The organism is Galactobacter valiniphilus, assembly GCF_003575975.1.
In the GTDB taxonomy this organism is placed as follows: domain Bacteria; phylum Actinomycetota; class Actinomycetes; order Actinomycetales; family Micrococcaceae; genus Galactobacter; species Galactobacter valiniphilus.
Map to the genome: position 1 here is coordinate 1 of NZ_QQXK01000036.1, position 24,031 is coordinate 24,031.

Below are 24,031 nucleotides of genomic sequence, written 5' to 3' on the forward strand. Positions count from 1 at the left end.
CGACAGCATCCTCGGACTCAGCGCCTGACCCCACACATCGAAGGACCGAGCGCTACACCACTACCGGGGACTTGACCCTGTGGTGCCTTAGGAGGCGCGACGGGCGCGGGCGGCGCGGCGCTTCATGGCGCGACGCTCGTCCTCGCTCATGCCGCCCCACACGCCGGCGTCCTGGCCGGACTCGATGGCCCACTGCAGGCACTTGTCAACGACCTCGCAGCTGCGGCAAACACCCTTGGCCTCCTCGATCTGGAGGAGGGCAGGACCGGTATTACCCACGGGGAAGAACAGGTCCGGGTCCTTATCCAAACAGGCGGCCTTGTCGCGCCAACTCATGCTCGTGGTTCTCCTTGGTTTAGCAGGGCACACCCGCACCACCGGGGGGATGGCAGAGAGGGCGTGGCCAGACGGGCAAACACACCCTTGGTCATTCCTTTCAATGTTTTCATGTGTGAAGGAAGGTGACAAGGGTGGGGTTCCTCCGAAATGGCTTGGAAACCTGTGGGGTTTCTCACCGTTCATCTTGGGCGCACCCTCTTGTCTTTTACCGCGTGTAGCGGCAGGGCGCTCGCGCCTCGGGGCGCCGGCAGGTGCTGTCGCGCGGACGGGAACCGCGCGTCTTCGCGGGCGGCGGCCGTTTCGTAGACTGGTGGGGTGAGCCCCTCCCCGAAGCCCCGCAAGCCTGCCCGCGACAACGCCTCCGCCTCCGCCGCGGTCCCGGCCCAGGCGGTCGCGCCTCGCCCGTGGCCCGTGATCGTGACGACGCTCATCATGGGCCTCGAGGCGGTGCTGGTGCTGTGGGGTGCGCTCAGCTTGGTGTTCACGCTCTCCGCGCCCGGGCCGCTGAACGTGGGCGGCCGCCTCTTCCTCGTGGCCCTCATGGTGGGTGCCGCTGCCTTTGCCTCCTCCGTGGCGGCCAAGCACTTTGTGGGGCGGGCCTGGACACGCGCCGCCGTGGTGGTGTGGCAGCTTTTCCAGGTGATCCTCTCCGGTCAGTTCCTGGGCGGCGGCGCTCCGGTGCTTGGCGTCGTGTGCCTCGTGCCGGCCGCCGTGGCGCTCGTCCTCGTGTTCTCCCCAGCGACGCGCCGCTTCCTCGAGGCCGACGACCAGCCCCGACGCTGATCGCGCCGCCGGCCGCCGGCGCGCCGGCAGCCCCCGCGCGCCGACCTTGAGGCGAAGCGGCCAGCGCGGAGCCACCGGGCACACGCCGCCCCTTGCCACGTTGTGGCGGGAGGGCGGCCTGTGTTTTCCCGAGCCACCGTGTCGCTGAGCAGCTGCGCCGCTGGCCGCCGCGCTCGGGGCCCGGCGGTCACCGGTGGGCCGCCAGCTGCGCCCTGATGGGCTCGGTGCGGCCCTGCGGCACGAGCCAGCAGCGACCGGGCGGCGCGGAGCTGTCCACGGGGACCCGCCAGCCGCAGGACTCGGCCTCGGCGGCCGAACGCGGCCCGAGGAGGACGAGGTCCAGAAGCGGGTCGAGGTCGCCGAACCAGGGCAGGGTCAGGTGCAGGCGAGTCGAGGCGAGGGCCGTGGCGATGACGCGCCCGCCGGAGCGCACGCGTTCAGCGAGCTCGTAGGCCGGGTCGCGCGGCCAGGCGTCGGCGTCGTCGACGAGGGCCCAGAGGTGGGGCTCCGGTGCTGCCGAGCCCGGCACCCACTGCGCCCATGGCTCGCCCCAGGCCTCGCACAGGAGGCGCGCGCCGGACGAGCGTCCGCTGCCCGGGCCGCCGAGGACAAGGGCCGCCCTCCCACGGGGCCGCCACGCCGTGGGCTCGCCGGAGACGCTGACACGGGCGACGGCCGGCGCGGTGAGCGAGCCGGCGGGCACGGCGGCCGGCGGCGGTTGCCAGAGCGCTGCACGGTCCTCGCGCGGGGTCCCGGCGGCCATGTCGGCGACCACCAATTGCACGGGGGCGCCCCGCTCGGGCAGGCCGGGACCGAGGAGGGCTCCGCGTCCGGGAACGGCGGCGGTCGGGGTCAGCCGGGGCCAGAGGGCGGTGGACTCCTCCCCGGCGCCGCGCGGCAGGTAAATCCGGGTGGGGCAAGGGAGCAACCAGCGCGAGCCGGCCAGCTCGCGGGTGCCGGCGAGGATGGGCACCACGCCGGGGCGCTGGCACAGCGCGAGGAGACGCGCCTCCCGGCGCATCCCGGCCGCCCCGGCGCCGTCGCCGAGCCACGCCCCCAGGCCCAAGACCCACAGCAGCAGCGGGTGGGGGTCGGAGGCCGACGCCTCGGCCGCCGCCAGCACCTCGTCCGCCCACGCCGGGTCGGCCGCCGTGGCCACGGCGAGGGGCGCGTGGCCGTGTCCGAGCCCGCGGTGAGCGTCCAGCCCGTCGAGGATGATGCTGCGCCGGGCGAGCTCCCGGTCGGCGAGCGCCTCGGCGATCATCGCTGCACCGACCGGGCCGAGCTCGGAGGGCATGCCGGCGATGAGCGCCAGGCCGGTGCGTGCGTCGGGATCCCAGCGCAAGGCGGAGGGCGGGCCCCCGGCGTGCTGGCGCAGGCCGAGGAGGAGGCCCGTTCCGGGATCGGCCACGCGTAGACGGATCGGGGCGAGGGGGAGCGGCGCTGGAACGAGGGGGCGGGCCGGGCGGCTGCGGCCCCGGCCGGCGGCAGCCAGCCGGTCCTCGAACGACCCACTCGCTGCCGGACCGGGCGGAAGGTGCAGGGTGTCGCTCAGCCGCGGGCCGAGAAGTTCATCGTCAGCGCCGGCGCCCGCGCCGTCCGCCGCGGTGAAGCGCACGAGCGTCGGGGAGCCGCCGCCGAGGCGCACGTAGGCGGAGCCAGGGAGCGACGGATCGATCGTCGACGCCAGCGTCGAACCGAGCACATCGCTCGATTCGTGGTCGGAGGCCAGGCGCAGGGCCACGACGAGAGAAACGTTCGCCCGGATGTCGGGCGAGATGACCCCTTGGGGCCGCTGAGTTGACAGCACCAGGTGGATGCCGAGGGAGCGACCCACCGTGGCGATGCGCACGAGGCGCTGCAAGACGTGCGGGACCTCCTCGGCGAGCACCCGGAACTCGTCGATGGCCACGATGAGGTGGGCCGGGGCGCCCGGCAGCCGGGAGGCGCTCGCGAGGTCGGGCGCTCCATGGGAAGCGAGCCACGCCTCCCGCCGCTTGACCTCCACGGCGAGCGCCTCGAGCACCCGTTCGCTGGCCTCGGCGTCGAGGTCCGTGACGACGCACTCCGTGTGCGGCAAGCGGGCGAAGGGGCCGAAGGTTGAGCCTCCCTTGAAGTCGAAGAGGACGAAGCGCAAGCGTTCGGGTGGGTGGGCTTCGGCGAGGGACGCGAACCAGCCGCGCAGAAAGTCCGACTTGCCAGCGCCCGTGGTGCCGGCGACGAGCGCGTGGGGGCCGTGCTCGATGAGGTCGAGGCTCAGCGGCCCGCCCTCGCCCTCTCCGACGACCGCACCCAGCCCCGGCGTGGCGGTGCCGTGCTCGCCCGGGCCGAGCGTGTCCGTGCCCTTCATGCTCGGTGCGGCGGAGGGGCCGCCTTGGGCGGACCTCCGGGCCGGCGCCGGTGGTGCGGCCGCCGCGGCGGCGCGGGCGAGACGCCTGGCCGCGTCGTCGAGCCCCTCGAAACCGCAGCCCTCCGGCGCGAAGCCCGTGCGCCGGTGGGAGTGTTCGAGGCGGCCCCGTTCGGGGTCGACGATCCACGCCGCGGTCTCGCCGGGGTGCAGGCGGGCGAGGTCGATGCTCTGGCGTCGCGCCGCCCGGCTGGGGGTGATCCCAACTCAGCCGGGCCACCACGGCGCCCGGGAGGTCGCCCAGCCGCACGCCCGGGATGCCGAGCAGACCGGCGGGCCACGCGGGGTCCCTGGCCAGCTCAAGCGTGTCGCCGGGGGCCAGGCCGGCGATCCACCACGCGCCGATGATCCGCAGGAGGGCGTCGCTGCCCGGGCCCGCGCCGCGCACGCCGACGCGCTCGCCGGGGAGGGGTAAGAGGAGGACCGGGAGTGCCGGCACCGAGTAACGGGCGGCCCGTTGCGCCGGGTCGCTGGCCGGCACCCGGACGGCGGGATCGAGCGCCGGGCCGAGCCGGGCGGGGAAGCGCGAGTGCCCGGGTGGGAGGGGCTGGGCCTGTACCGCGGGCGGTGTGGGTTGGGCGGCACCCCAGGACGCCAGGAAGGTGCCGGGCGAGGGATAGCCAGCCGTGGCCTCCTCCGCGCTGCGCAGGGCCCTGGCTCGCTCGGCGCGCCGCAGGCGGCGGCGCTTGCTCAGCTCGGAGGCCGCCAACGGCCCCGCCGTGAGCAGCCCCAGGCAACCGAAGAGCATCATGAACCACGATCCGGTGGCCCACCAGAGCGCGCCTCCCACGCCGAGCGGCGCGATGGCGGCCAGCAACGCGAGCCAGGGGGTGCGGGGAGCGGGCGGTCCCGGCGCGAGCTCTGCCGGATCGCCGAGCGGCCGCGCGGCAGGGGTCGGGCGGGCCGGCAACAATCGCACGTCATCTCCGCCCAGGTGCACGAGTGTGCGCTCGTCGACGGTCGCCGGACCGCGCGCGGCGCGAGCGTCGAGCCACGCGGTCCCCTCCAAGGGGGTGAGGATGACGCCCTCGGGGGTCACCTTGATGCTGGCGTGCCGCCGGGCGACCCCCGGGGCACGCAAGCTGACGCGCGCCTCGCTCGCGTCGTTGGCCAGTGCGCGTCCCAGCAGCGAGTCGCCCCGGGGGAGGAGGACGCTCAGCCCCGCGTCGGGCCCGCGTTCAACGACGGCGCAGACCCCGGCCTGGCGGGAGGGGGAGGCGGGAACGCCCTCGGGGGCCGGAACCCAGTATCCGGCCCGGTACTCCCGCGCGGGCCGCGGCCGCACGCCGACCGCCGCGCACCATGCCCCCGCGCCCTGGTCCCCATGGGCGCTCGTCAGCAACGCCCGGGGGTCCTCGTCTCCCAGAACCAGCATGGCGTCGCTCCTTCTGCGTCGCGGAGTGGGGGGCTCTGCGCCCGGCATGAGTCCACGCTGTACAGGCCGCTTCTGCCAGGCCGGGCGGGGGCGATCGGGGACAAGTTATCCACGTGAGGGAAAGGGCGGGTTGAATCCTGACGCCGTCACGGATTAGTGTCCGTTCATTCGGCCCCTCGCGCGGTGCGCGGAGGCGCTGGATTCAGGGAGGGGGGGACCTCATGAAGACGGCCGTTGAACTGCTCGAGGAGCAGGTGCGTGCCCAGTTGATGCGCCGCGCCCCCGGGGCGCCGGAGGGTGAAGCAGCGCTCGCCGAGCTGGTGGCGCGCGCCGTCGACGACTACGACCTGCGCTCGCTGAGCGAGGACCTGCCGGCGCTCGGCGATCCGCACTTCGTGCGCAAGCGCATCCTGGACGCGCTGACCGGGTTTGGTCCGCTGCAGCCCCTGCTCGACGACCCCGAGATCGAGGAGATCTGGCTCAACGGCCCCCATCAGATCTATGTGGCCCGCGGCGGGGTGAGTGAGTTGACCCCGTTGCGGATGACGCAGGAGGCGCTGCAAGCGCTCGTCGAACGCATGTTGGCCCCCACGAGCCGACGCGTCGATCTCTCCAGCCCGTACGTTGATGCCGCACTGCCGGATGGCTCGCGACTGCACGTGATCATCCCGGAGCTCAGTCGTGGCGTGTGGAACGTCAACATCCGCAAGTTCGTGGCCAGGGCCCAGCGGCTCGAGCATCTCGTGGCCCGCGGTTCCCTCACCGCGCAGGCGGCCCGCTACCTCACCGCGGCGGTGGCCGCCGGCCTCAACATCGTGGTCTCCGGTGCGACCCAAGCCGGCAAGACGACGCTCCTCAATTGCCTCGCTGCCGCCATCGGTCCGCGCGAGCGCGTCGTGACCATCGAAGAAGTGTTCGAAGTCAGTGTTCCCCTGCGGGACGTCGCCTCCCTGCAGTGCCGTCCTCCCAATCTGGACGGCGCGGGTGAGGTCGGCATGCGCCAGCTCGTCAAGGAGGCGCTGCGCATGCGGCCAGACCGGATCATCGTGGGTGAGGTGCGCGAAGCCGAGTGCTTCGATCTGCTCCTGGCGCTCAACGCGGGCCTGCCCGGTCTCGCTACCCTGCACGCCAACGGGGTCAGGGAGGCGGTCACGAAGCTGTGCACGCTCCCGCTGCTCGCCGGGGCCAACATCAGTGCGGACTTTGTGGTGCCCACGGTCGCGGCCACGGTCGATGCGGTGGTTCACGTGAGCAAGGCTCCGGACGGCCGGCGCAGCGTCAGCGACATCGCGCTGCTCGGCGGGGCGACACCGGAGGGTGTCATCGAGCTCTCCCATGTCTTCACCGATACTGGCCGGGGGCTCACGCTGCGTTCGGAGGCCTGCGCCGAGCATCCCAAGTTCGAACGGGCCGGGGCCAATGTGGCCGCCCTTCTCGGGAGCGTCGCATGAGCCTCCTTCTCGGTCTGCTCCTCGGTGCCGGCCTGGCCCTCGTCTTCACCGCCTTGGCCACGCCCCGTCGAACCCCGACCCGGCGCCCCGGGGCGTTGCGGCTGCGGCTGGACCGCGCCGGGCTCGAGCGCGTGTCTGCACCCCTCGCCGTCGCCGTCGCCGGGCTCGGCGCGCTCCTGCTCGCGCTGCTCACGTGGGCGCTGACTCACGCCGCGCCCGTGGCGCTCGCCGTGGGTGCGGCCGGGGCTCTCGTCCCTTGGTGGTGGCTCGCGGCCCGGCATCAGGCGCGCCTTCGCCGCCGGCGTGCCGATTGGCCCGACGTCGTCGACCACTTGCGCTCGGCGGTCCGCGCCGGGCTCCCGCTCAGCGAGGCGCTAGCCCAGCTCGGCACCGTGGGGCCGGTCGAATTGCGTGCTCCCTTTGCCGCCTTTGCGGCCGACCTTCGCGTGGCCAGGGGGACCGATCAGGCGCTCGAGGCGCTGCGGGAGCGGCTCGCCGATCCCGTCGCCGACCGGGTCGTCGCCGCCGTGCACCTGACGCGCCAGGTGGGCGGCGCCGACGTCGGGGAGATGCTCTCCACCCTCTCCGGCTTCCTGCGTGCAGAGCTCCGCACGCGCGGCGAGCTCGAGGCGCGGCAATCCTGGACCGTCAACGCCGCCCGGCTCGCCGTCGCGGCGCCCTGGATCATCCTGGTGATCCTGTGCTTCGAGCCGCGCATCGCCGCAGCGTACACGCGGCCCGCCGGCATCCTGGTGCTCGCGCTCGGGGCGCTCGTCGCGGCCCTGTCCTACCGCTGGATGCTGCGCGTGGCCCGCCTCGATCACGAGGCGCCCGCCGGGACACCGGCGCCGGAAGCCGTGGGGACGCCGTGAACCCGCTCGCCGCCTCGATCCTCCTCGGCCTCGCCCTCGCCGCAGGCCTCGTCCTCCTGACCGACTTCGTCCTGCGGGGTCGGCGCATCAGCCTCGCCGACCGGGTGGCACCCCACTTCGGACAGGCCCCGCTGGGAGGTCCGATGCCCTGGCCCGGGGCCGCCTGGCTGCGCGCCCCTCGGGCGGGCGACGCCGCACTGGCCCGGGCGCTGCGCGCGGCGGGGCGGCCGGGCGATCCCGTCCGCTATCGCCAGGGCGATCTCATCGCCGCCACCACGGCGGCCGCCGCGGCCGTCGCTGTCTCCTGGCTTGCCTCGCTGAGGCCGGGAGGCTCGCCCTGGGCCGGGCTCGTGCTCGTCGCCGCGTCGGTGCTCACCGTCCTCTGGTGGCGGCGCGAGCGTCTCCGCCGCGCCGCCCGCCGCCGCTCGCAACGCATGAGCGAGCAGTTCCCGGCGCTCGCCGAACTCCTGGCGCTCTCCGTCGCCGCCGGGGACAGCGTTGGCCCGGCGTTGGGGCGCTGCGCCACGGCCCTCAAGGGAGAGCTTGCGAGCGAACTCGCTGCCTCGGTCGCCGAACTGCGCAGGGGAGCGCCCCTGCCCACGGTCCTCAAGGAGCTCGCGGCCCGCCTCGAGATCGAGGCCCTCGGACGCTGTGTCGACGCGATCGCCGTCGCGAGCGAACGCGGCACCCCGCTCGCGGCCGTCCTGCGCGACCAGGCGGCCGACGCGAGGGAGGCCGGGCGCCGCGCGCTCATCGAATCCGCTGGGCGCAAGGAGGTCGGGATGCTGGTGCCTGTCGTCTTCGGCGTCCTTCCCCTGTCCATCATCTTCGCCGTCTACCCCGGCCTGGAGCTGCTCCGCTTGAGCCTGTAACGCCCAGCCTCGCGCTCCGACCCCCACCGAAAGGAAGCCACCATGAGGCCCCACCGCCGCTTCACTCCGCCCAGTCGACCCGTCCGCTCCGGCGGCCCGGCCCGGCCGGCTCCCCTCGCGCGGGCGCTCCTGGCGCTCGCCGGGCTGGCCACCGCCCTCGTCACGGGGTTCCTGCAGAGCTATCGCCGTCGACGCGGGTCCAGAACCAGCGAGGCGGGCGATGTGCCGGGCTGGGTGATGGTCACGCTCATGTCCGCGCTGCTCGTCGCCGGGCTCTTCATCGTGGCCGGCCCCGAGCTCGAGAAGCTCTTCAGGGCCGCCATCTCCAAGGTGAGTGGCATGTGAACGAGCGCCCCGTCGCCCTGCGCGGAGAACGCGGCGGGGCCGTGCCCGAATTTGTCCTCGTCACGGCCCTGCTCCTCATCCTCGCCCTCGGGCTCGTTCAGGTCGCCTGCTACCTGTACGCCCGGAACATGGCCATAGACGCCGCCTCCAACGGGGCGCGCGTGGGAGCGCTCGCCGATGCCACAGCGGACGACGGCGCGCGGCGCGCCCAGGCGCTCGCCGCGGACGCCCTGGGGGAGGGAGCCGTGCTGGCGGTCTCGGCGAGCGAGGAGCCGTCGGAGGCCGGGGCCCGCGTGAGCGTGCGGGTCGAGGTGGCGGTGTCGCTGTTCGGCGTCGTCAAGGGGCCCACCTCGGTGGCGGCGGTCGCGACGGCGACCCGGTTCTCATGAGCCGCGGGCCGCGCGGGTGGGGCACCCGCGCCGCGCGGCGCCAAGAACGCGAGCGCGGCAGCGCCATCGTCGAATTCATAGGGGTCGGCGTGCTGCTCGGAGTGCCGCTCTTCTACCTCGCGATCGCCCTCGCCGGGCTGCACTCGGCGGCGCTCGCGGCCACCACCATGGCTCAGCAGCTCGCCTCGGTCCAGGCGCAGAGCCCGGATGCGGCGACCGCCGAGCGGCGGGTCGCCCAGGCGCGCGGCGAAATGGCCGGCGCGGCCGGGGTCGACGCCGACGCCGTGCGGGTGAGCATCGAGTGCGACCGCCCCTGCCCGGGACCGCAGGCCCGGGTGCGGGTCAGTGTGCGGATCACCGTTTCGCTGCCGCTCGTCCCGAGCAGCGGTAGGGTGGCGAGCGTCGAGTCGAGCGCCACCGTCCTCAGCCCCAGGTACGGCTGACGTGGGAGCCGGTCGGGGGACGCCGAAGCGCTGCGCGGGGGAGGACGGGCGGGTGAGCATCCTGGCGCTCGGCCTGCTCGTGGTGCTCATCGCCCTCATCCTCACGGTCTCGGCGATCACGCAGGTGGCGCTCGCCCAGCGCAAGCTCCTGGGGCTGGCCGACGGATCGGCCGCGGCCGGGCTCGAGGCCTTTGAAGCGGTGCCCGGAGAGCGAGGGGTGCCGGGGCGCCTGCGCCTCGACGAGCCGCGCGTGCGGGAGGCGGTCGGTGCCTACCTGGCCGAGGTCGGGCGGGATACGGGGCTGAGCGGGGTGCGCATCGAGGCGGTGACGGTGGAGGCGGACGGCGTCACGGTCGTAGTGCGCCTGAGCGCGAGCGCCTCCGTGGGCCCCGTGGCCGACCTTCTCCCGTCAGCGGTGCAGATCGCCGGCGAGGGCCGCGCCCGCCTCGGCCTCGCCCCGTAGGACACTGCTGCCGGCAGCGCTTGCCGGCGGGGCCTCCGCCGCGGCCCGGGTCCGGCCGAGCGCACAGCGGCCCACCGGGCAACGGACCGGGGTGCCTGAGGGGCGCCCCGCCCACCCACCCGAGCACCCGCCGTCGTGCACCAGCAATGCTGGCCGCGCGAGCGGCTAGACTGGCCCCACTATGGCTTCCACTGATTTTCCCGCGGAGATCCGCGCGCTGCGCTCAACCCTGGCCGACATCGAGGCGGTCTCCGACGTCGAGGCGATCAAGGCGGACATCGGGCGCCTCTCCGAGGAGGCCGGCGCCCCGAACCTCTGGGACAACCCGGAGGAGGCGCAGAAGGTGACCTCTGCCCTGTCGCACAAGCAGTCCGAGCTCGAGCGCATCGTCAAGCTGGGCGAGCGCATCGACGACCTCGAGGTGCTCGTGGAGCTCGCCGGCGAGGAGGGCGACGAGGATTCGCTCGCGGAGGCCGAGACCGAGCTGAAGTCCATCACCAAGACGCTCTCCGAGCTCGAGGTCGTGACGCTCCTGAACGGCGAGTACGACTCCCGCGAGGCCGTCGTGACGATCCGCTCCGGCGCCGGTGGCGTGGATGCCGCCGACTTCGCCGAGATGCTGCTGCGCATGTACCTGCGCTACGCCGAGCGCCGCGGCTGGAAGACCAAGGTGGGCGACACCTCGTACGCCGAAGAGGCGGGCCTGAAGTCCGCGACCTTCGAGATCAACGAGCCCTTCGCCTTCGGCACCATGTCCGTCGAGGCAGGCACGCACCGCCTCGTGCGCATCAGCCCGTTCGATAACCAGGGCCGCCGCCAGACCTCCTTCGCCGCGGTCGAGGTGATCCCGCTCATCGAGACCACGGATCACATCGACATCCCGGAGAACGAGCTGCGCGTCGACGTCTTCCGCTCCTCGGGCCCGGGCGGCCAGTCCGTCAACACGACCGACTCGGCCGTGCGCCTGACGCACATCCCCACCGGCATCGTGGTCTCGATGCAGAACGAAAAGTCGCAGATCCAGAACCGTGCCGCCGCCATGCGCGTCATGCAGTCCCGCCTGCTGCTCCTGAAGAAGGAGCAGGAGGACGCCAAGAAGAAGGAACTGGCCGGCGACGTCAAGGCGTCCTGGGGCGATCAGATGCGCTCCTACGTCCTGCACCCCTACCAGATGGTCAAGGACCTGCGCACCAACCACGAGGTCGGCAACGCCGCCTCCGTGCTGGACGGCGACATCGAGGGCTTCGTCGACGCCGGCATCCGCTGGCGCGCCGCGGCCCGCCACGACGCCTGATCCTCGCTCCGGCCGCCGGGGCCTTCCGGGTTGCGTGAGCGCAGCCTGGGAGGCTCCTGGCAGCTCGGTGCTAGGCGACTGACGTTCCTCCCTCCGGAGAGTTTCCCGGACTAGGCTGGGGGCGTTCCTCATCGCGGCGAACCTGTCATCGCCGCGCCTCTCGACGCAGGAGAGTCGATGCGTTCTCGTTCACTGAGCGTGGCCGCCCTCACCATGGCGGCGCTCGGCGCATGCCCCCTCACCGCCTGCGGGGCCCTGAGTCAGGCGGACGCCGCCGCACAGCTGGGTGCAGCCGCCACGAGCGCCGCGAGCACCGCCCCGCCGTCGGCCCCGGAGGTCTCCGCCCCGTCATCGGCCGCGGCAAGCCTCGCAAGCCCGGCGGTCTCCGCCGCCAGCACGCCGGCCCCCACCATCGCCTCCCTGACGACCGAGCCGGCCGAGGCGGAGTCCTCCGCCCGTGCGGGGCAGCCCCCCGCCGCCTCCGGTAGCGACGCCACCGCCCCGGCCGAGGCACCCGCCCCCGCCACGAGCTCCGCCCCGGCGAGCAGCTCGGGCGCCAAGGCCAAGTCGGGCGACGACTCGGCTCCGCGCTACATCTACCGCGGCGCGCCCGAACGCCTCCTCGAGTGCGACGAGCACGGCAAGGGCGTCATCAGGTACTCCCACGAGGCCGTGCGTCTCAACGACGGGTGCACTCACGTCACCATCCAGGGCAACGGCATCCTCCTGAGCGCCAACCAGCTCGACTCGCTCAAGCTCGCGGGCGATGACATCGTCGTCAAGGCCGACACGATCGGCACGCTGACCATCACGGGGAAGGCCGCCGTGGTCTTTTACAGTGGCGGGCAGGCGCCCGAGGTCAAGGACAGCGGCGTGGGCAGCATCATCACGGCCGGCTGAGCCGGACACTGCACGCGAAGAAGGGGCGGGGCCACGCGGCCCCGCCCCTTCTGCGCGTTCTGGTGTCCGCCGCCGTCAGACCGCGGCGAGCTCCGGCTCCACGATGGCGCCGTCCACGAGCGTGACGAGGCGGTCGAAGCGGTGGGCGTGCTGCAGATCGTGCGTCACGAGCAGCGTGCTGGTCCCGTTGCTGGCCGTGAGCTCGGCGATGAGCTCGATGACCGCGGACCTCGCCTGGGAATCCAGGGCGCTCGTGGGCTCGTCGACGAGCAACACCGACGGGGAGGAGACCAGGGCGCGCGCGATGTTGACGCGCTGGCGCTGGCCGCCGGAGAGCTGGTGGGGCATGAGCTTGGCCTGGGCGCCGAGGCCCACGGCCTCCAGGAGCTCGACGGCGCTTGCCTTGGCCGCGCGCCCGGCCCGCCGGCCGCCGCCGAGGGTCGGCACGGCGAGCAGCTGGTCGAGGGCGTTGAGGCTGGGCACGAGGTTTGCCTGCTGGAACACGATGCCGAGCTGCTCGCGGCGCACGCGGGCGGCGGCGTCGCGGCCCAGGCCCGTGATCTCCTGGCCGTCGATGAGCACGCGGCCGGAGTCGGGCGTCGCGAGCGTCGCGGCGACGGCGAGGAGGGAGGACTTGCCGGAGCCGGAGGGGCCGGTGATGCCCACGAGCTCGCCGCTGTCGGCGGTGAGGCTGACGTGGTCGAGGGCCGTGAGGCGGCGGGCGCCGTCGGGGTAGCTGAGGACGAGGTTGTCCAGCGTGATCATCGTGCACTTCCAAGGGCGGTCTGGGGGTCGGCGTGGGTCACGGAGCGCAGGGCGACGGCGGCGCCGCCGAGGCCGAGCAGCGCCATGACGACGCCGGGGAGGACGGTGGTGAGCGGGGAGAGGACAAACGGCAGCCCGTCCGGCAGCGCGCTGCCCGCCGCGACGACCAGCCCCAGCCCCACGGCGATGCCGATGAGCAGGACGATGCCGGCCTGCGCCAGGGCGTCGCGCACGAGGGCGCCGGTCGGGGCGCCGAGGGCCTTCAGGACGGCGAGGTCGCCCTTGCGCTGCAGGGTCCACACCGTGAAGAACGCGCCGACGACGAGCGCCGAGATGCCAAGCAGCAGCGCGATCATGAGGCCGAGCGAGCCGATCTCCGAGCGGAAGGAGCCCACGGCGCTGAGGGCCTGGAAGCCGGAGAGCGAGACGGTGTCGCTCCCGCGCTCGGCGGCGGCCGCGGCGTCGTCGTTCACCTGGCCCGTGATGGCCAGCACCGTAGCCACGGTGGCGGGCTCGGCGCCCGTCCGCAGGGCGGCGGCGTGCCAGCTCTCCGGGGCCACCGAGACGAGCGGGACGTGCGAGTAGTGGCCCGTGCCGGCGACGGCCGTGACGCGCAGCTCCTGGCCGGCCACCGTGATGGTGTCACCCGCGGCGGCATGGAGAGCCGAGGCGGCGTCCTGGCTGAGGACCGTTTCGCCGGGCGCGGGGGCGGGGGTATCACCCGCGCCGGGGCCGGTGCCGGCGCCCGGGGCGCCGGCCACGAGGGCGATGCCGGCGCGCAGCTCGCCGTGGCTGGCCGAGAGCTGGCTCAGGCCGATGGGACGCACCTCGGCGTCCGGGGCGGCCGAGCGCCAGGCCTCGACCTGCTGCTCGGTGAGGGCGGAGGTCGCGAAGCTCTCCTGCGCCCCGGTCTGTGGGGCCGAGACGACAAGCCGATCGGCCTTCCAAGAGAGGACGGCGTCCACGTTCTGCCCGGCCAGGCCGGCCGTGAGGCCCGTCAAGAAGCCGACGAGCACCGTGATGAGGGCGACCACCGAGGCGATGAGCGCAAAGCGACCCTTGGCGAAGACCAGGTCGCGACGAGCGAGAAACATGACGTCCTTTCACGGGCTGAACACGGGGCGGATCCGGGCCGGATGCCCACCTCAACCAGGTTCCCGCCGCGGGGGTGGGTGGCGCGTCGCCCGGGGGATGGGAAGGTCGGAGACCTTTGGTGCATGCGGCGCTCCGCCTTTTGATGGATGCCGCAGCGGGGGCGCGCCGCGTAGCGTGGGGGGCACTCATGGACGGACATCGCCTCGCTTCGGTTTTCACCGGCCTCCGCCTCGGCCTGCACGCCGTCGTGGCGGTCATCGTGCTCATCGTGCTGTTGCGCTCCGTGCCGCCCGCCGACGCCCGCGCCGCCGTGGGGGTGGGGGCCATCCTTGCCTGGGTGCTGGCCTACGCGGCAGGCGTCGCCGACGGCGTCAGGCGGACCCGCAGGCGGGCCGCCGCCGGTGTTGCCACCCCCTCCGTCCCCCTGCCCGACGACGCGCCGCCCGCCATGCGGGCGTCTCGCCCCGCAGCGGTGTGGCTGGGGATCGGCACGCTGAGCGTGCTCTGGCTCGTCGCGGCGTGGTGCCTGCCGGAGGCCGCGTACCTCGTCTTTCCGCTCTTCTTCCTTCAGCTGCACCTGCTTGGCGCCCGCTGGGGCACGGCGCTCGTGCTCGTGAGCGCGGTGTGCGCCGTGATCACCCTGGGGGTGCAGCAGGGCTTCTCCGTGCCTGGCGCGGTTGGCCCCATGCTCGGCGCCGCGGTGGCACTGCTCGTGGGGCTCGGTTTCCGCGCCTTCACGCGCCAGGCCGTGGCCAGGGAGGCCCTCGTGGAGGAACTCGTGGCCGCGCGCGACGAGCTGGCACGCAGCGAGCGCCGCGCGGGTCAGGAGTCCGAGCGGGCCCGCCTCGCCCGCGACATCCACGACACGGTGTCCCAGTCGCTCTCCTCGATCCAGATGCTGCTGCACGCCGCCGAGCGGGCCCTTCAGGGCGAGCGCTCGGCGGAGCTGTTGCGCCTGGCCCGCGAGAGCGCCGCCTCGGTGCAGGCCGAGACCCGCTCGATCGTCAGGGCGCTCACGCCCGCCCCCTTGGAGGAGGAGGGGCTGGCCGCGGCGCTGCGCCGGCTCGCCGAGACCGAGTGGAGCGGCGGACCCGAGGTGCTGCTGAGCGTCGAGGGCGACGAGGCCCTGGACATGAGCCGCCGCACGGCCCTCTTGCGGCTGGCCCAGGGCGCGGTGGGCAACGCCTTGCGGCACGCCGGGGCCACTCGCATCGAGCTCGGCCTGCGGGTCGACGCCCAGGCGGCCACGCTCACCGTGAGCGACAACGGCGTCGGCTTCGAGCCGGAGCTCGCCCCCGGTGCCTCCCACGGCGCCGGGCACTTCGGGCTCGCCTCCATGCGCGAGCGCGCCGCCCAGTTCGGCGGCCGCCTGAGCGTCGATTCCACCCCGGGGCACGGGACCCGCGTCGAGGTCGTCCTGCCCCACGGCCCGTCCAAGGAGGCCTGAGCCGTGACGCGGATCGTGATCGTCGACGACCATCCCATCGTGCGGGTGGGCCTGCGAGCCCTCCTCGAGACGGAGGCCGACCTCGAGGTTGTCGCCGAGGCCGCCTCGGAGGACGAGGCCGTCGCCGCGTGCGCGAGCCACGCGCCCGACGTCGTGCTCATGGATCTGCGGCTCGGCGAGGGCTCCGGCGTGGGCGCCATCGCCCGCATCCGCGAGGCCGGCTCCGCCCCGCCCATCCTGGTGCTGACCAATCACGACGCCGACGCCGACATCCTCGCGGCCGTCGAGGCCGGTGCGGCCGGCTACTTGCTCAAGGACGCGCCGCCGTCGGAGCTGCTTCCCGCCGTGCGCGCCGCGGCGGCGGGGGAGTCGGCGCTGGCCCCGGCCGTCGCCGCCCGGCTCCTGCAACGCCTGCGCGCGCCGCTTCCCACCCTGAGCCTGCGCGAGCTCGAGGTGCTCGGGCTCGTGGGGGAGGGCTGCTCCAACACGCAGATCGCCCAGCGGCTGCACGTCACCGAGGCCACGGTGAAATCGCACCTCGTGCACGTGTTCACGAAGCTCGGGGTCAGCTCCCGCACCGCCGCCGTGGCGGAGGCCAGGCGCTCCGGCATGCTTGAATAACACTGTGCGCTTTCCGGTTCGGGGGCGCACGGGGGTGTCGCAGGCCTGCGACACGTTCGATACGCTCCGGACACCTAGCGTCCACCCCGGCTCCGTAGCGTCTCTGGTGACGGGGCAGGGACACGGCAGGCCCCGCGAGCAAACGGGGGGAAGACCGTGAAGAAGACCAGCCACATCCTGTCCGCCGCAGCCGTCCTGGCCCTGGGCGCCACCTCGCTCGTCGGTTGCGTGAGCGCCGGCGACGGCAAGACCGGCGTCTCCGTGGGCTCCGACGGCGCGGTGATCTCCGCCCCCGGCGTGACGGTGTCCGGCGGTGCCGATGGCGCCAAGGTCGAGGCGCGCGACGCCACCGTGAGCGCCGGAAGCGATGGTGCCTCGATCGCCGCGAGCGAGAGCACGGAGGGCGTCGCCGACATCACGCCGGAGGCCACCGCGTCCGGTGCGGCCGAGGCGTCGGCCACAGACGGCGCATCGGGAGGCGCGGCCGGGGAGTCGGGCGGCCCCCTGCCCCTGCACATCGGCTGGGAGGAGCTCGTGACCGAGGAAGTCGAGTGCACAGGCGGCGTCGCCACCGTCGAGACCACGGGCGCCATCGTCAAGCTGCTGCAGCCGTGCAAGCGCGTGGTGGTGGACGCGACGGGCGCCACGGTGGTGCTGACCCAGCCCGTCGACACCCTGGAGATCTCCGGGAGCGGCAACACGGTGGCCGGCGCGAAGCTGACCTCCGTCGAGATCACGGGCACCGGCAACACGGTGGCCTACGCGGGCACCAAGCCCAGCGTTGACGACCAGGGCACGGGCTCGGTCGTCTCCGCCACGCCGATCCAGCTGCCGAACGCCGCCGGATGAGTCGGCCCGGGCACAGGGCCTCCGTCCTGCTCGTGGACGACGACGAGGCGGTGCGGGAGACGGTGGGTGCCTACCTCTCCCGCGCAGGCTTTGCCGTGTCCACGGCGGCCGATGGCGCCCAGGGTCTGCTGGCCGTGCAGACCCAGCGCCCCGACGTGGTGGTCACGGACGTGCTCATGCCCGTGATGGACGGCCGCGAGCTGGTCCGCCGGCTCCGGGAACGCGGCGACTGGGTCCCCGTCATCCTGCTCACCCAGGTGGGGGAGGCGGCGGAACGCTCGGCCGCCCTCGACGAGGGGGCAGACGACTACCTCAACAAGCCCTTCGACCCGCAGGAGCTGGCGTCGCGGATCAGGGCGCTGGCCCGGCGCACCGCGGCGACGCGGGGTGCCCCGGCGGACGTCCTCGTCGCCGGGCCGCGGGCCTCCGGCGCCGTGCGGCTCGAACGCATCGGGCGTCGCGTGTTCCTCGGTGAGCGCGAGGTGGCTCTGACACCGAAGGCCTTCGCCCTGCTCGAATACCTCCTGGGGTATCCGGAGGAGCTGCACAGCCGCGAGCGCCTGCTCGAACGGGTGTGGGGCTTCGAGATCGCCGTCTCCACCCGCGCGGTTGACCCCCGCGTGGCGGAGCTGGGCCGCGTGCTCGAGGACGATCCCGCCGAACCCACGCTGCTCAAGACCGTTCCCGGCGGCGGCTATCGCGTCGTCGCCGAGGTCCGCCGTGGCTGAGGGGTCAAACACCATGCACGACGACGCATCGGGGACCGCCCGCGGGCGCGCGGCGGGAGCGGGGCGGCCCGGACGCTCCTGGGGCGCGCACGTGGCGGCGGTGCTCGGCTGTGCCGGGGTCGCGGCGGGGGTGTGGCTCTGGCTGTCCCGCCCGGGGGCCTGGGTGGGCGTGGAGCTGGCCACCGGGCCGGCCGTGGCGGGCCTCGGCGTGGTGCTGGTGCTGCTCGCCACGGTGGGACGCACCGCGATCCTGCGCCGCCGCGCGGCGCTTGCCCGCGAGCGCGCCGCGGCGCTCGCGGCGGCCACGCTGGCCGCCGAGGAGGAGGCCCGGGCGGCCCGCCGGCGCTTCCTGCGGCGGCTTGACCACGAGCTCAAGAATCCGGTCACGGCGCTCAAGGCCCTCGCGGCGCAGGGCGCCGAGGGGCTGGGCGGATACCGCGCGTGGGCCACGGCCGGCATCCAGGCGCAGCGCATGGCGCGGCTCGTCGGCGACCTACGGGGCCTCGCGGAGCTCGAGGTGAGCCAGCTGGACCTCGAACCCGTCCGCGTCGACGAGGTGGTGACCGAGGCCCTCGACGATCTCGCGGAGGCGGGCCACGAGGCGCTGCTGCCGCAACGCGATGTGCGCGTCTACCTGCCGGTCGCGCCCTGGCCGCTGCCCGAGGTGAACGGCGACCCGGATCTGCTGCGCCTCGTCTTTCACAACGTCATCGGGAACGCGCTCAAGTACACGGCCCCGGGGGAGCGAGTGGAGATCACCGGCGTGGAGGACGCCCAGCGCGTCATCGTCGAGGTCGCCGACACGGGCCGGGGCATCCCCGAGGAGGAGGCCGAGCTCGTCTTCGAGGAGCTGGCCCGCGCGCGCAATGTCGCGGACCTGCCGGGCTCCGGCGTGGGCCTCGCGCTCGTCAAGGTGATCGTGCAGCGTCACGGCGGCGAGGTGAGCCTGCGCTCGCGCGAGGGCAGGGGCACCAGCGTGCGGATCAGCCTGCCGGCGCGCGGCGGCGAGCGGGCTGAGCCGGCACCCCGCACCACGGGGGATGCGCGTTGAACCAGCGCTGACGGGTCCTCGCCGGGGGAGCGGTGCCCGCTCAGAGGTAGACGAGGACCTTGTCGCCCTCGATCGCGGCGGCGAAGCGCGCCAAGGGGCGCGGCGCGGGGCCTCCCGCCACCGAGCCGTCGGCCACGTTGAAGTAGGAGTCGTGGCACGGGCAGTGGAAGCGGTTCTCGTCCCCGGCCACCACGGTGCAGCCGGCGTGCGTGCAGATCGCGCTGTAGGCCAGCACAGTGCTCTCGTCCCGGCGGTACAGGGTGACGTCCGCCTTGTTGATCTTGACCGAGGCCTGCTTCCCCACGGGGAGCTCCGAGGCGGAGAGCACCTCGTGGCCCTCGCCCGTCGCGGAGGGCTCGGCGGCCGGCTCGCTCGGGGCGGCGCAAGCGGCCAGGGTCAGGGCGGCCGCGCCGACCAGGCCACCGCCCAGCACGGCCCGGCGGCTGCGGCAGCACCCGGCGGGGGACTCGAGGGAAGCTGCGTCTGCGGCGATCTGCTCGTGGCTCATGCCGCCATTCTCCCACCGCTGCGCTGTGCGTCGACTGTGCCGCGCCCCCGCGCCCCGCGGACCGGGCGACGCGCCCTCCTGGCGCGCCCGGAGCAGTGCCCCGCACACGGGACGGCGCCCACCCCAGGGGGCGGGCGCCGTCGGGCACGGAAGGAGAGAGCCTCAGCTGTGGAAGCGGGAACCGTTGACCCGCTCGGAGGCTCCCACCTGGTCCAGGTAGGGCGTCAGGCCGCCGATGAACATGGGCCAGCCGGCGCCCAGGATCATGCACAGGTCGATATCCTCGGCGGCGGCGACCACGCCCTCGTCCAGCATGGTCTTCACCTCCAGGGCCAGCGCGTCCTGCGTGCGGGTCAGCAGCTCCTCGCCCGTGAGCGGGGCGTCCCCGAACTCGAGCAGATCGAGCGTCGAGGCCGGGACGGAGACCGAGCCGTCCTCGCCCTTCGCCCAGATCGAGGTGACCTTGGCGTCGATGAGGCGCTGCACATTGGTGGAGAGCGGGAAGCGCTCCGGGAAGGCCGTGTGCAGGGTCTCCGAGACGTGCTGGGCCACGGGCAGGCCGACCATGGCGAGCAGGGTGAAGGGGCTCATGGGCAGGCCCATGGGGGCGAGCGCGCCGTCCGCGACCTCGGCGGGCGTGCCGTTGTCGAAGGCCTCCTGCACCTCGTTCATGAGGCGCAGCAGGAGGCGGTTGACGACAAAGGCCGGCGCGTCCTTGACCAGCACGGCGGTCTTGCGCAGGTTCTTCGCCACCACAAAGGCCGTGGCGAGCACCTCCTGCGAGGTGGCAGGCTGGGCCACGATCTCCACGAGCGGCATGTAGACCACGGGGTTGAAGAAGTGGAAGCCCACGAGGCGCTCGGGGTGCTTGAGCCCCGCCGCCATCTCCGTCACGGACAGTGAGGAGGTGTTGGTCGCGAGGAGGCACTCGGGGGAGACGATGGCCTCGAGCTCCGCGAACACCGCCTTCTTGACGCCGATCTCCTCGAAGACCGCCTCGATGACCCAATCGGCGTCGGCGTAGACGGACTTGTCGACGCTGCCGCTGATGAGGCTCTTGGTGCGGTTGGCGGCGTCCTGGCTGATCTTGCCGCGCGAGAGCTGCTTGTCGATGTCGGCATGCGCGTGGGCCACGCCGCGGTCCACGCGCTCCTGATCCATGTCGGTCATCACCACCGGCACCTTGAGCTTCTGCGCAAAGACGAGCGCGAGCTGGGCCGCCATGAGGCCGGCACCCACGACGCCGACCTTGTTGATGGGCCGGGCGAGCTTCTTGTCCGGCGCGCCGGCGGGGCGCTTGCCGCGCTTCTGCACGAGGTCGAGGAAGGCGTAGACCGTGTTGTGGAACGCCGGGGTGGCCATGAGCTCCGTGAGCGCCTCGACCTCCAGCTCGGCGGACTCGGGCTGAGTCAGGGTGCGATTGGCCTCGAGGATGTCGAGGACCCGGCCGGGGGCGGGCGCGGCGCCGGAGGTCTTGGCCTGGACCAGCGCGCGGCCCTTGGCCACGGCGGCGGCCCAGCGGGCCTCCACCTCGGGATCGGAGGGGTCGACGGCGTGGGGTCGGGTGACCTCGAGCTCTCCCGTGAGCACGCGGTCGGCCCAGAGCAGGGACTGCTCCAGGAAGTCGGCGGGCTCGAAGGTGGCGTCGGCGCCGCCCACCGCACCGAAGGCCGCCCCACCGAGGGAGCGGTTGTTGTTCAGCGGGTTCTCGATCATGACGGCCAACGCCGCCTCGGGGCCCACGAGGCGCGGGAGGCGGTAGACGCCGCCCCAGCCGGGGACGAGGCCGATGAAGGCCTCGGGCAGGCCGAGGCCCTGGGCTCCCGTGGAGACGGTGCGGTACGCGCAGGCCAGCGTCAGCTCGAGGCCGCCGCCCAGGGCGGTGCCGTTGATGAACGCGAAGCTCGGGACCCCGAGCGCCGGGAACTGGTCGTAGACGGCGTGGCCGAGCTCGGCCATGGCGCGGCCCTGGGCCTCCTCGCGCAGGGAGGAGACGGCGGAGAGGTCGGCGCCCGCCGCGAGGACGTAGCCGGAGCCGGTGACGCCCACGGCGTCGATCTCGCCGGCCGCAGCGCGGGCGGCGAGGGCCTCGACGGTGCGGCCGAGCTCGATCATGGTGGCCGGGCCCAGCGTGGCGGGGCGCGTGTGATCGTGACCGTTGTCCAGCGTGATGAGGGCGAGCGTCTTGCCGGAGGCAAGGGTCACGTCCTGGACGAGGGAGTGGGTGACGACCTCGTCGGGAAGGATCTCGGTGAGGTGCTCGAAGCGCTCAAAGGTGGCGCTGTGCGGGGTCTGCGTCATGTCAGGCGTCCTGTCCGTACTGGGCGTGGTGGGGGTTCTCCCAGATGACCGTGCCGCCCATGCCCAGGCCGATGCACATGGTCGTCAGGCCGTAGCGCACCTCTGGGTGCTGCTCGAACTGGCGGGAGAGCTGCGTCATGAGGCGGATGCCGGAGGACGCGAGGGGGTGGCCGAAGGCGATGGCGCCGCCGTACTGGTTCACGCGCGCGTCGTCGTCGGCGATGCCGAAGTACTCGAGGAAGGCGATGACCTGCACCGCGAAGGCCTCGTTGACCTCGAAGAGGCCGATGTCCTCGATGCTCAGCCCGGCCTGCATGAGCGCCTTCTCCGTGGAGGGAACCGGGCCGTAGCCCATGACCTGCGGCTCCACCCCGGCGAAGGCGAAGGAGACCAGGCGCATGCCGACCGGCAGCCCCAGCCGCTCGGCCGCCTCGCCCGAGGCGAGCAGCGCGGCGGTGGCGCCGTCGTTCAGACCGGAGGCGTTGCCGGCCGTGACGCGGCCGTGGGCGCGGAAGGGGGTGCGCAGCCCGGCCAGGTCCTCGAGCGTGGTGCCCGGGCGCAGGCCCTCGTCGCGCGTGCGCAGGTTCCAGCCCTCGCCCGTGCGGCGCGAGGCGACCGGCACGAGGTTCGGCTGGATGTCGCCGCGCTCGTAGGCGGCGGCGGCCTTCGCCTGGGAGGCAGCGGCGTAGGCGTCGGTGCGCTCCTTGGTCAGGCTCGGGAAGCGATCGTGGAGGTTTTCGGCCGTGTTGCCCATGTTCAGGGCCGCCGGGTCCACGAGTCGCTCGGTGACGAAGCGCGGATTGGGGTCGGCGTCGAGGCCCATGGGGTGGTGACCCATGTGCTCCACGCCGCCGGCGATGGCGACGTCGACGGAGCCGAAGGCGATGGCCCCGGCGAGCGTCGTCACGGCCGTCATGGCGCCGGCGCAGAGACGGTCGATCGCGTAACCGGGGACCGTCACGGGCAGGCCCGCGAGGAGCGACACGGTGCGCCCGAGGGTCAGGCCCTGGTCTCCGGACTGGGTCGTGGCGGCGATCGCCACCTCGTCGATGGCGGCCGGGTCGAGGTCGGGGTGGCGGCGCAGCAGCTCGCGCACCGTCTTCACGGCGAGGTCGTCGGCGCGAACGTTGGCGTACATGCCCTTGTCGCCGGCGCGGCCGAAGGGCGTGCGCACGCCGTCGACGAAGACGACGTCGCGCAGGGCGCGGTGGGGGCTGATGGCAGGTGACACGGAGGACTCCCTCGTCTGCGGTTCGGTGGTGCTGGCCGGGCCGGGGGCGTCGAGGCCCCCGGAACAACCTTAAGCAGAGGTGATGCAGCTCATACGCTACTGGTGAGTAACAATGCGTGCAAGTGGGGGAACGACGACGCCCCGGGCCCTCAAGGAGGGTCCGGGGCGTCGGGCGCGGGGCCGGGAGTCGGTCGCTCAGTCCAGCGGGTCGGGGTCGAGGAAGGCGACCGTCAGGACGGCTGCCGTGCGGTCGATCTGCCACGGGCGGGCGCCGAGCTCGGCCAGGCAGGCCCGAATGCTGTCGAGGTCGATCACGGCCGGCGGTTGCCAGCACAGGGCCTTGAGCGTGGCCGGCGTGAGCAGATTCTCCGAGGGCATGCCGAGCTTCTCTGCCTCCCGCGCGAGGCGGGCCCGCGCGGTCTGGAAGCGGGCGGCGGCCTCGGGGTGGCGATCGGGCCACGAGCGCGGCGGCGGGGGCGTGTTGCTCTTGACGTGCAGCGGCGGCAGCTCGGTGGTGGTGCGGGCGCGCTGCAGGGCCGCGAGCCAGCGCGGCGCCTCCTTGGCCGCGAGGCGACCGACGAAGCCCGAGGTGCTGATCAGCTGGGGAACCGTGCGCGGCATGGCCTTGGCCGCCGCGATGATGGCGGAGTCCGGCAGCAGGCGCCCGGGAGCGCGGTCGCGCGTCTTGGCCACGTGCTCGCGCTCCTCCCAGAGCTCGCGCACCGCGGCGAGCTGGGCCGGCTTGCGCAGCTGATGCAGGCCGTGGGTGCGGCGCCAGGGGTCCTGCCGCGGGGACGGGTCCGGTGCCACGCGCTCGGCCTCGAACTCCTGCGCCGCGATCTCGTCCTTGCCCTGCCCATGCAGGAGTGCACCCATCTCCTCGCGCAGCTCGATGAGCACCTCGACGTCGAGCGCTGCGTAGTTGAGCCACGGCTCGGGCAGCGGTCGCGTGGACCAGTCGGCGGCCGAGTGCTCCTTGGCGAGCTTGAGGCCGAGCATGGTCTCGACGACGGGGCCGAGGCCCACGCGGGGCAGGCCGGCCAGGCGCGCCGCGAGTTCGGTGTCGAAGAGGGCATCGGGGGCCATCCCGACCTCGTGGAGGCAGGGGAGGTCCTGGTGGGCGGCGTGCAGGATCCACTCGACGCCGCGCAGGGCGTCGTTGATGGGGGCGAGGTCCTCGAAGGCCTCCGGATCGATCAGGATGGTGCCGGCGCCCTCGCGGCGCAGCTGCACCAGGAAGGCGCGCTGGCCGTAGCGGAATCCGGAGGCGCGCTCGGCGTCCACGGCGACGGGGCCGGTGCCGGCCGCGAGGGCCGCGGCGGCGCGCTCGAGGGCCTTGGGGTTGTCGATGACGAAGGGGATGCCCTCGGCTGGCGCGCTCAACGGAACCAGGAGGTCCGGATCGCGCTGGGGGATCTGTCCGGCGGCAAGCACCGAGATGTCGGCTGGGGTGGCGGTCATGATGGGCGCCATTCTAGTCGCTCGGCATGGCGCGGCACGTG

At 73.7% G+C, this 24,031-nt stretch carries 23 protein-coding genes; 15 read left to right on the forward strand and 8 right to left on the reverse strand.

The window, feature by feature from the left end; translation table 11 throughout:
• Positions 1 to 87: 87 nt before the first annotated feature.
• Entirely contained in the window at positions 88 to 336 is a 249-nt protein-coding gene (locus DWB68_RS14220; protein ID WP_119425781.1) for a WhiB family transcriptional regulator, read from the reverse strand.
• Between the two features lie 318 nt (positions 337 to 654).
• Here DWB68_RS14220 and DWB68_RS14225 point away from each other — a divergent pair, with 318 nt between their 5' ends.
• Positions 655 to 1,122, forward strand: a complete 468-nt coding sequence (locus DWB68_RS14225) for a hypothetical protein (protein WP_119425782.1) — start codon at positions 655 to 657, stop codon at positions 1,120 to 1,122.
• Positions 1,123 to 1,309: 187 nt separating this feature from the next.
• Here DWB68_RS14225 and DWB68_RS14230 read toward each other — a convergent pair whose 3' ends face one another.
• Complete coding sequence (locus DWB68_RS14230; protein ID WP_119425783.1) at positions 1,310 to 3,472, reverse strand: FtsK/SpoIIIE domain-containing protein; 2,163 nt, start codon at positions 3,470 to 3,472, stop codon at positions 1,310 to 1,312.
• A 1,653-nt stretch (positions 3,473 to 5,125) separates the two neighbouring features.
• Between DWB68_RS14230 and DWB68_RS14240 the strand changes: the two genes are divergently transcribed.
• The 9 genes from DWB68_RS14240 to DWB68_RS14275 all read left to right on the forward strand — a co-directional run bounded on the left by DWB68_RS14240 (position 5,126) and on the right by DWB68_RS14275 (position 11,933).
• Positions 5,126 to 6,355 (forward strand): CpaF family protein, encoded by a 1,230-nt coding sequence (locus tag DWB68_RS14240; protein ID WP_119425785.1) that lies wholly within the window; start codon positions 5,126 to 5,128, stop codon positions 6,353 to 6,355.
• Positions 6,352 to 7,227, forward strand: a complete 876-nt coding sequence (locus tag DWB68_RS14245) for a type II secretion system F family protein (RefSeq protein ID WP_119425786.1) — start codon at positions 6,352 to 6,354, stop codon at positions 7,225 to 7,227. The genes DWB68_RS14240 and DWB68_RS14245 overlap by 4 nt, the downstream gene beginning before the upstream one ends.
• Positions 7,224 to 8,099 carry a type II secretion system F family protein gene (locus tag DWB68_RS14250; RefSeq protein WP_119425787.1) on the forward strand — a complete coding sequence of 292 codons (876 nt, stop codon included), beginning with the start codon at positions 7,224 to 7,226 and terminating at the stop codon, positions 8,097 to 8,099. Before DWB68_RS14245 ends, DWB68_RS14250 begins: the two co-directional genes overlap by 4 nt.
• A gap of 42 nt (positions 8,100 to 8,141) precedes the next feature.
• Positions 8,142 to 8,444 (forward strand): hypothetical protein, encoded by a 303-nt coding sequence (locus DWB68_RS14255; protein WP_233548854.1) that lies wholly within the window; start codon positions 8,142 to 8,144, stop codon positions 8,442 to 8,444.
• Positions 8,441 to 8,833 carry a TadE/TadG family type IV pilus assembly protein gene (locus DWB68_RS14260; RefSeq protein WP_233548849.1) on the forward strand — a complete coding sequence of 131 codons (393 nt, stop codon included), beginning with the start codon at positions 8,441 to 8,443 and terminating at the stop codon, positions 8,831 to 8,833. The genes DWB68_RS14255 and DWB68_RS14260 overlap by 4 nt, the downstream gene beginning before the upstream one ends.
• Positions 8,830 to 9,276 carry a TadE family protein gene (locus DWB68_RS16050; protein WP_147391700.1) on the forward strand — a complete coding sequence of 149 codons (447 nt, stop codon included), beginning with the start codon at positions 8,830 to 8,832 and terminating at the stop codon, positions 9,274 to 9,276. Before DWB68_RS14260 ends, DWB68_RS16050 begins: the two co-directional genes overlap by 4 nt.
• Positions 9,277 to 9,328: 52 nt before the next feature.
• The gene (locus DWB68_RS14265) at positions 9,329 to 9,739 is read left to right on the forward strand and encodes a pilus assembly protein TadG-related protein (RefSeq protein ID WP_158588327.1); all 411 of its coding nucleotides are present in this window, start codon (positions 9,329 to 9,331) and stop codon (positions 9,737 to 9,739) included.
• Between the two features lie 181 nt (positions 9,740 to 9,920).
• On the forward strand, positions 9,921 to 11,033 hold the full coding sequence (gene prfB, locus DWB68_RS14270) for a peptide chain release factor 2 (protein WP_119425789.1): 1,113 nt from the start codon (positions 9,921 to 9,923) through the stop codon (positions 11,031 to 11,033).
• Between the two features lie 177 nt (positions 11,034 to 11,210).
• Complete coding sequence (locus DWB68_RS14275; RefSeq protein WP_119425790.1) at positions 11,211 to 11,933, forward strand: hypothetical protein; 723 nt, start codon at positions 11,211 to 11,213, stop codon at positions 11,931 to 11,933.
• A gap of 75 nt (positions 11,934 to 12,008) precedes the next feature.
• Here DWB68_RS14275 and DWB68_RS14280 read toward each other — a convergent pair whose 3' ends face one another.
• Both DWB68_RS14280 and DWB68_RS14285 read right to left on the reverse strand, forming a co-directional pair.
• Positions 12,009 to 12,698: an ABC transporter ATP-binding protein gene (locus DWB68_RS14280; RefSeq protein ID WP_119425791.1), complete on the reverse strand. Its 690-nt coding sequence runs from the start codon at positions 12,696 to 12,698 to the stop codon at positions 12,009 to 12,011.
• Positions 12,695 to 13,792 carry an ABC transporter permease gene (locus DWB68_RS14285; RefSeq protein ID WP_119425792.1) on the reverse strand — a complete coding sequence of 366 codons (1,098 nt, stop codon included), beginning with the start codon at positions 13,790 to 13,792 and terminating at the stop codon, positions 12,695 to 12,697. The genes DWB68_RS14280 and DWB68_RS14285 overlap by 4 nt, the downstream gene beginning before the upstream one ends.
• 188 nt (positions 13,793 to 13,980) lie before the next feature.
• On the opposite strand from DWB68_RS14285, the gene DWB68_RS14290 reads away from it, so the two are divergent.
• The 5 genes from DWB68_RS14290 (at position 13,981) to DWB68_RS14310 (ending at position 18,489) form a co-directional block, all read left to right on the forward strand.
• Complete coding sequence (locus tag DWB68_RS14290) at positions 13,981 to 15,240, forward strand: sensor histidine kinase (RefSeq protein ID WP_119425793.1); 1,260 nt, start codon at positions 13,981 to 13,983, stop codon at positions 15,238 to 15,240.
• Positions 15,241 to 15,243: 3 nt separating this feature from the next.
• Positions 15,244 to 15,861, forward strand: a complete 618-nt coding sequence (locus tag DWB68_RS14295; protein WP_119425794.1) for a response regulator — start codon at positions 15,244 to 15,246, stop codon at positions 15,859 to 15,861.
• A 156-nt stretch (positions 15,862 to 16,017) separates the two neighbouring features.
• Positions 16,018 to 16,710, forward strand: a complete 693-nt coding sequence (locus tag DWB68_RS14300) for a DUF3060 domain-containing protein (protein WP_119425795.1) — start codon at positions 16,018 to 16,020, stop codon at positions 16,708 to 16,710.
• The gene (locus DWB68_RS14305) at positions 16,707 to 17,438 is read left to right on the forward strand and encodes a response regulator transcription factor (protein ID WP_119425796.1); all 732 of its coding nucleotides are present in this window, start codon (positions 16,707 to 16,709) and stop codon (positions 17,436 to 17,438) included. Before DWB68_RS14300 ends, DWB68_RS14305 begins: the two co-directional genes overlap by 4 nt.
• A gap of 13 nt (positions 17,439 to 17,451) precedes the next feature.
• A complete protein-coding gene (locus DWB68_RS14310; protein ID WP_147391701.1) occupies positions 17,452 to 18,489 on the forward strand; it encodes a sensor histidine kinase in 1,038 nt (345 codons plus the stop codon).
• A 40-nt stretch (positions 18,490 to 18,529) separates the two neighbouring features.
• On the opposite strand, the gene DWB68_RS14315 is transcribed toward DWB68_RS14310, so the two are convergent.
• From DWB68_RS14315 to DWB68_RS14330, 4 genes are all read right to left on the reverse strand, one after another.
• A complete protein-coding gene (locus DWB68_RS14315; protein ID WP_119425798.1) occupies positions 18,530 to 18,997 on the reverse strand; it encodes a QcrA and Rieske domain-containing protein in 468 nt (155 codons plus the stop codon).
• Positions 18,998 to 19,159: 162 nt separating this feature from the next.
• Complete coding sequence (locus tag DWB68_RS14320; RefSeq protein ID WP_119425799.1) at positions 19,160 to 21,298, reverse strand: 3-hydroxyacyl-CoA dehydrogenase NAD-binding domain-containing protein; 2,139 nt, start codon at positions 21,296 to 21,298, stop codon at positions 19,160 to 19,162.
• A gap of 1 nt (position 21,299) precedes the next feature.
• Positions 21,300 to 22,529 (reverse strand): thiolase family protein, encoded by a 1,230-nt coding sequence (locus DWB68_RS14325; protein ID WP_119425800.1) that lies wholly within the window; start codon positions 22,527 to 22,529, stop codon positions 21,300 to 21,302.
• Between the two features lie 195 nt (positions 22,530 to 22,724).
• Entirely contained in the window at positions 22,725 to 23,990 is a 1,266-nt protein-coding gene (locus tag DWB68_RS14330) for an HRDC domain-containing protein (protein ID WP_119425801.1), read from the reverse strand.
• Positions 23,991 to 24,031: the final 41 nt, after the last annotated feature.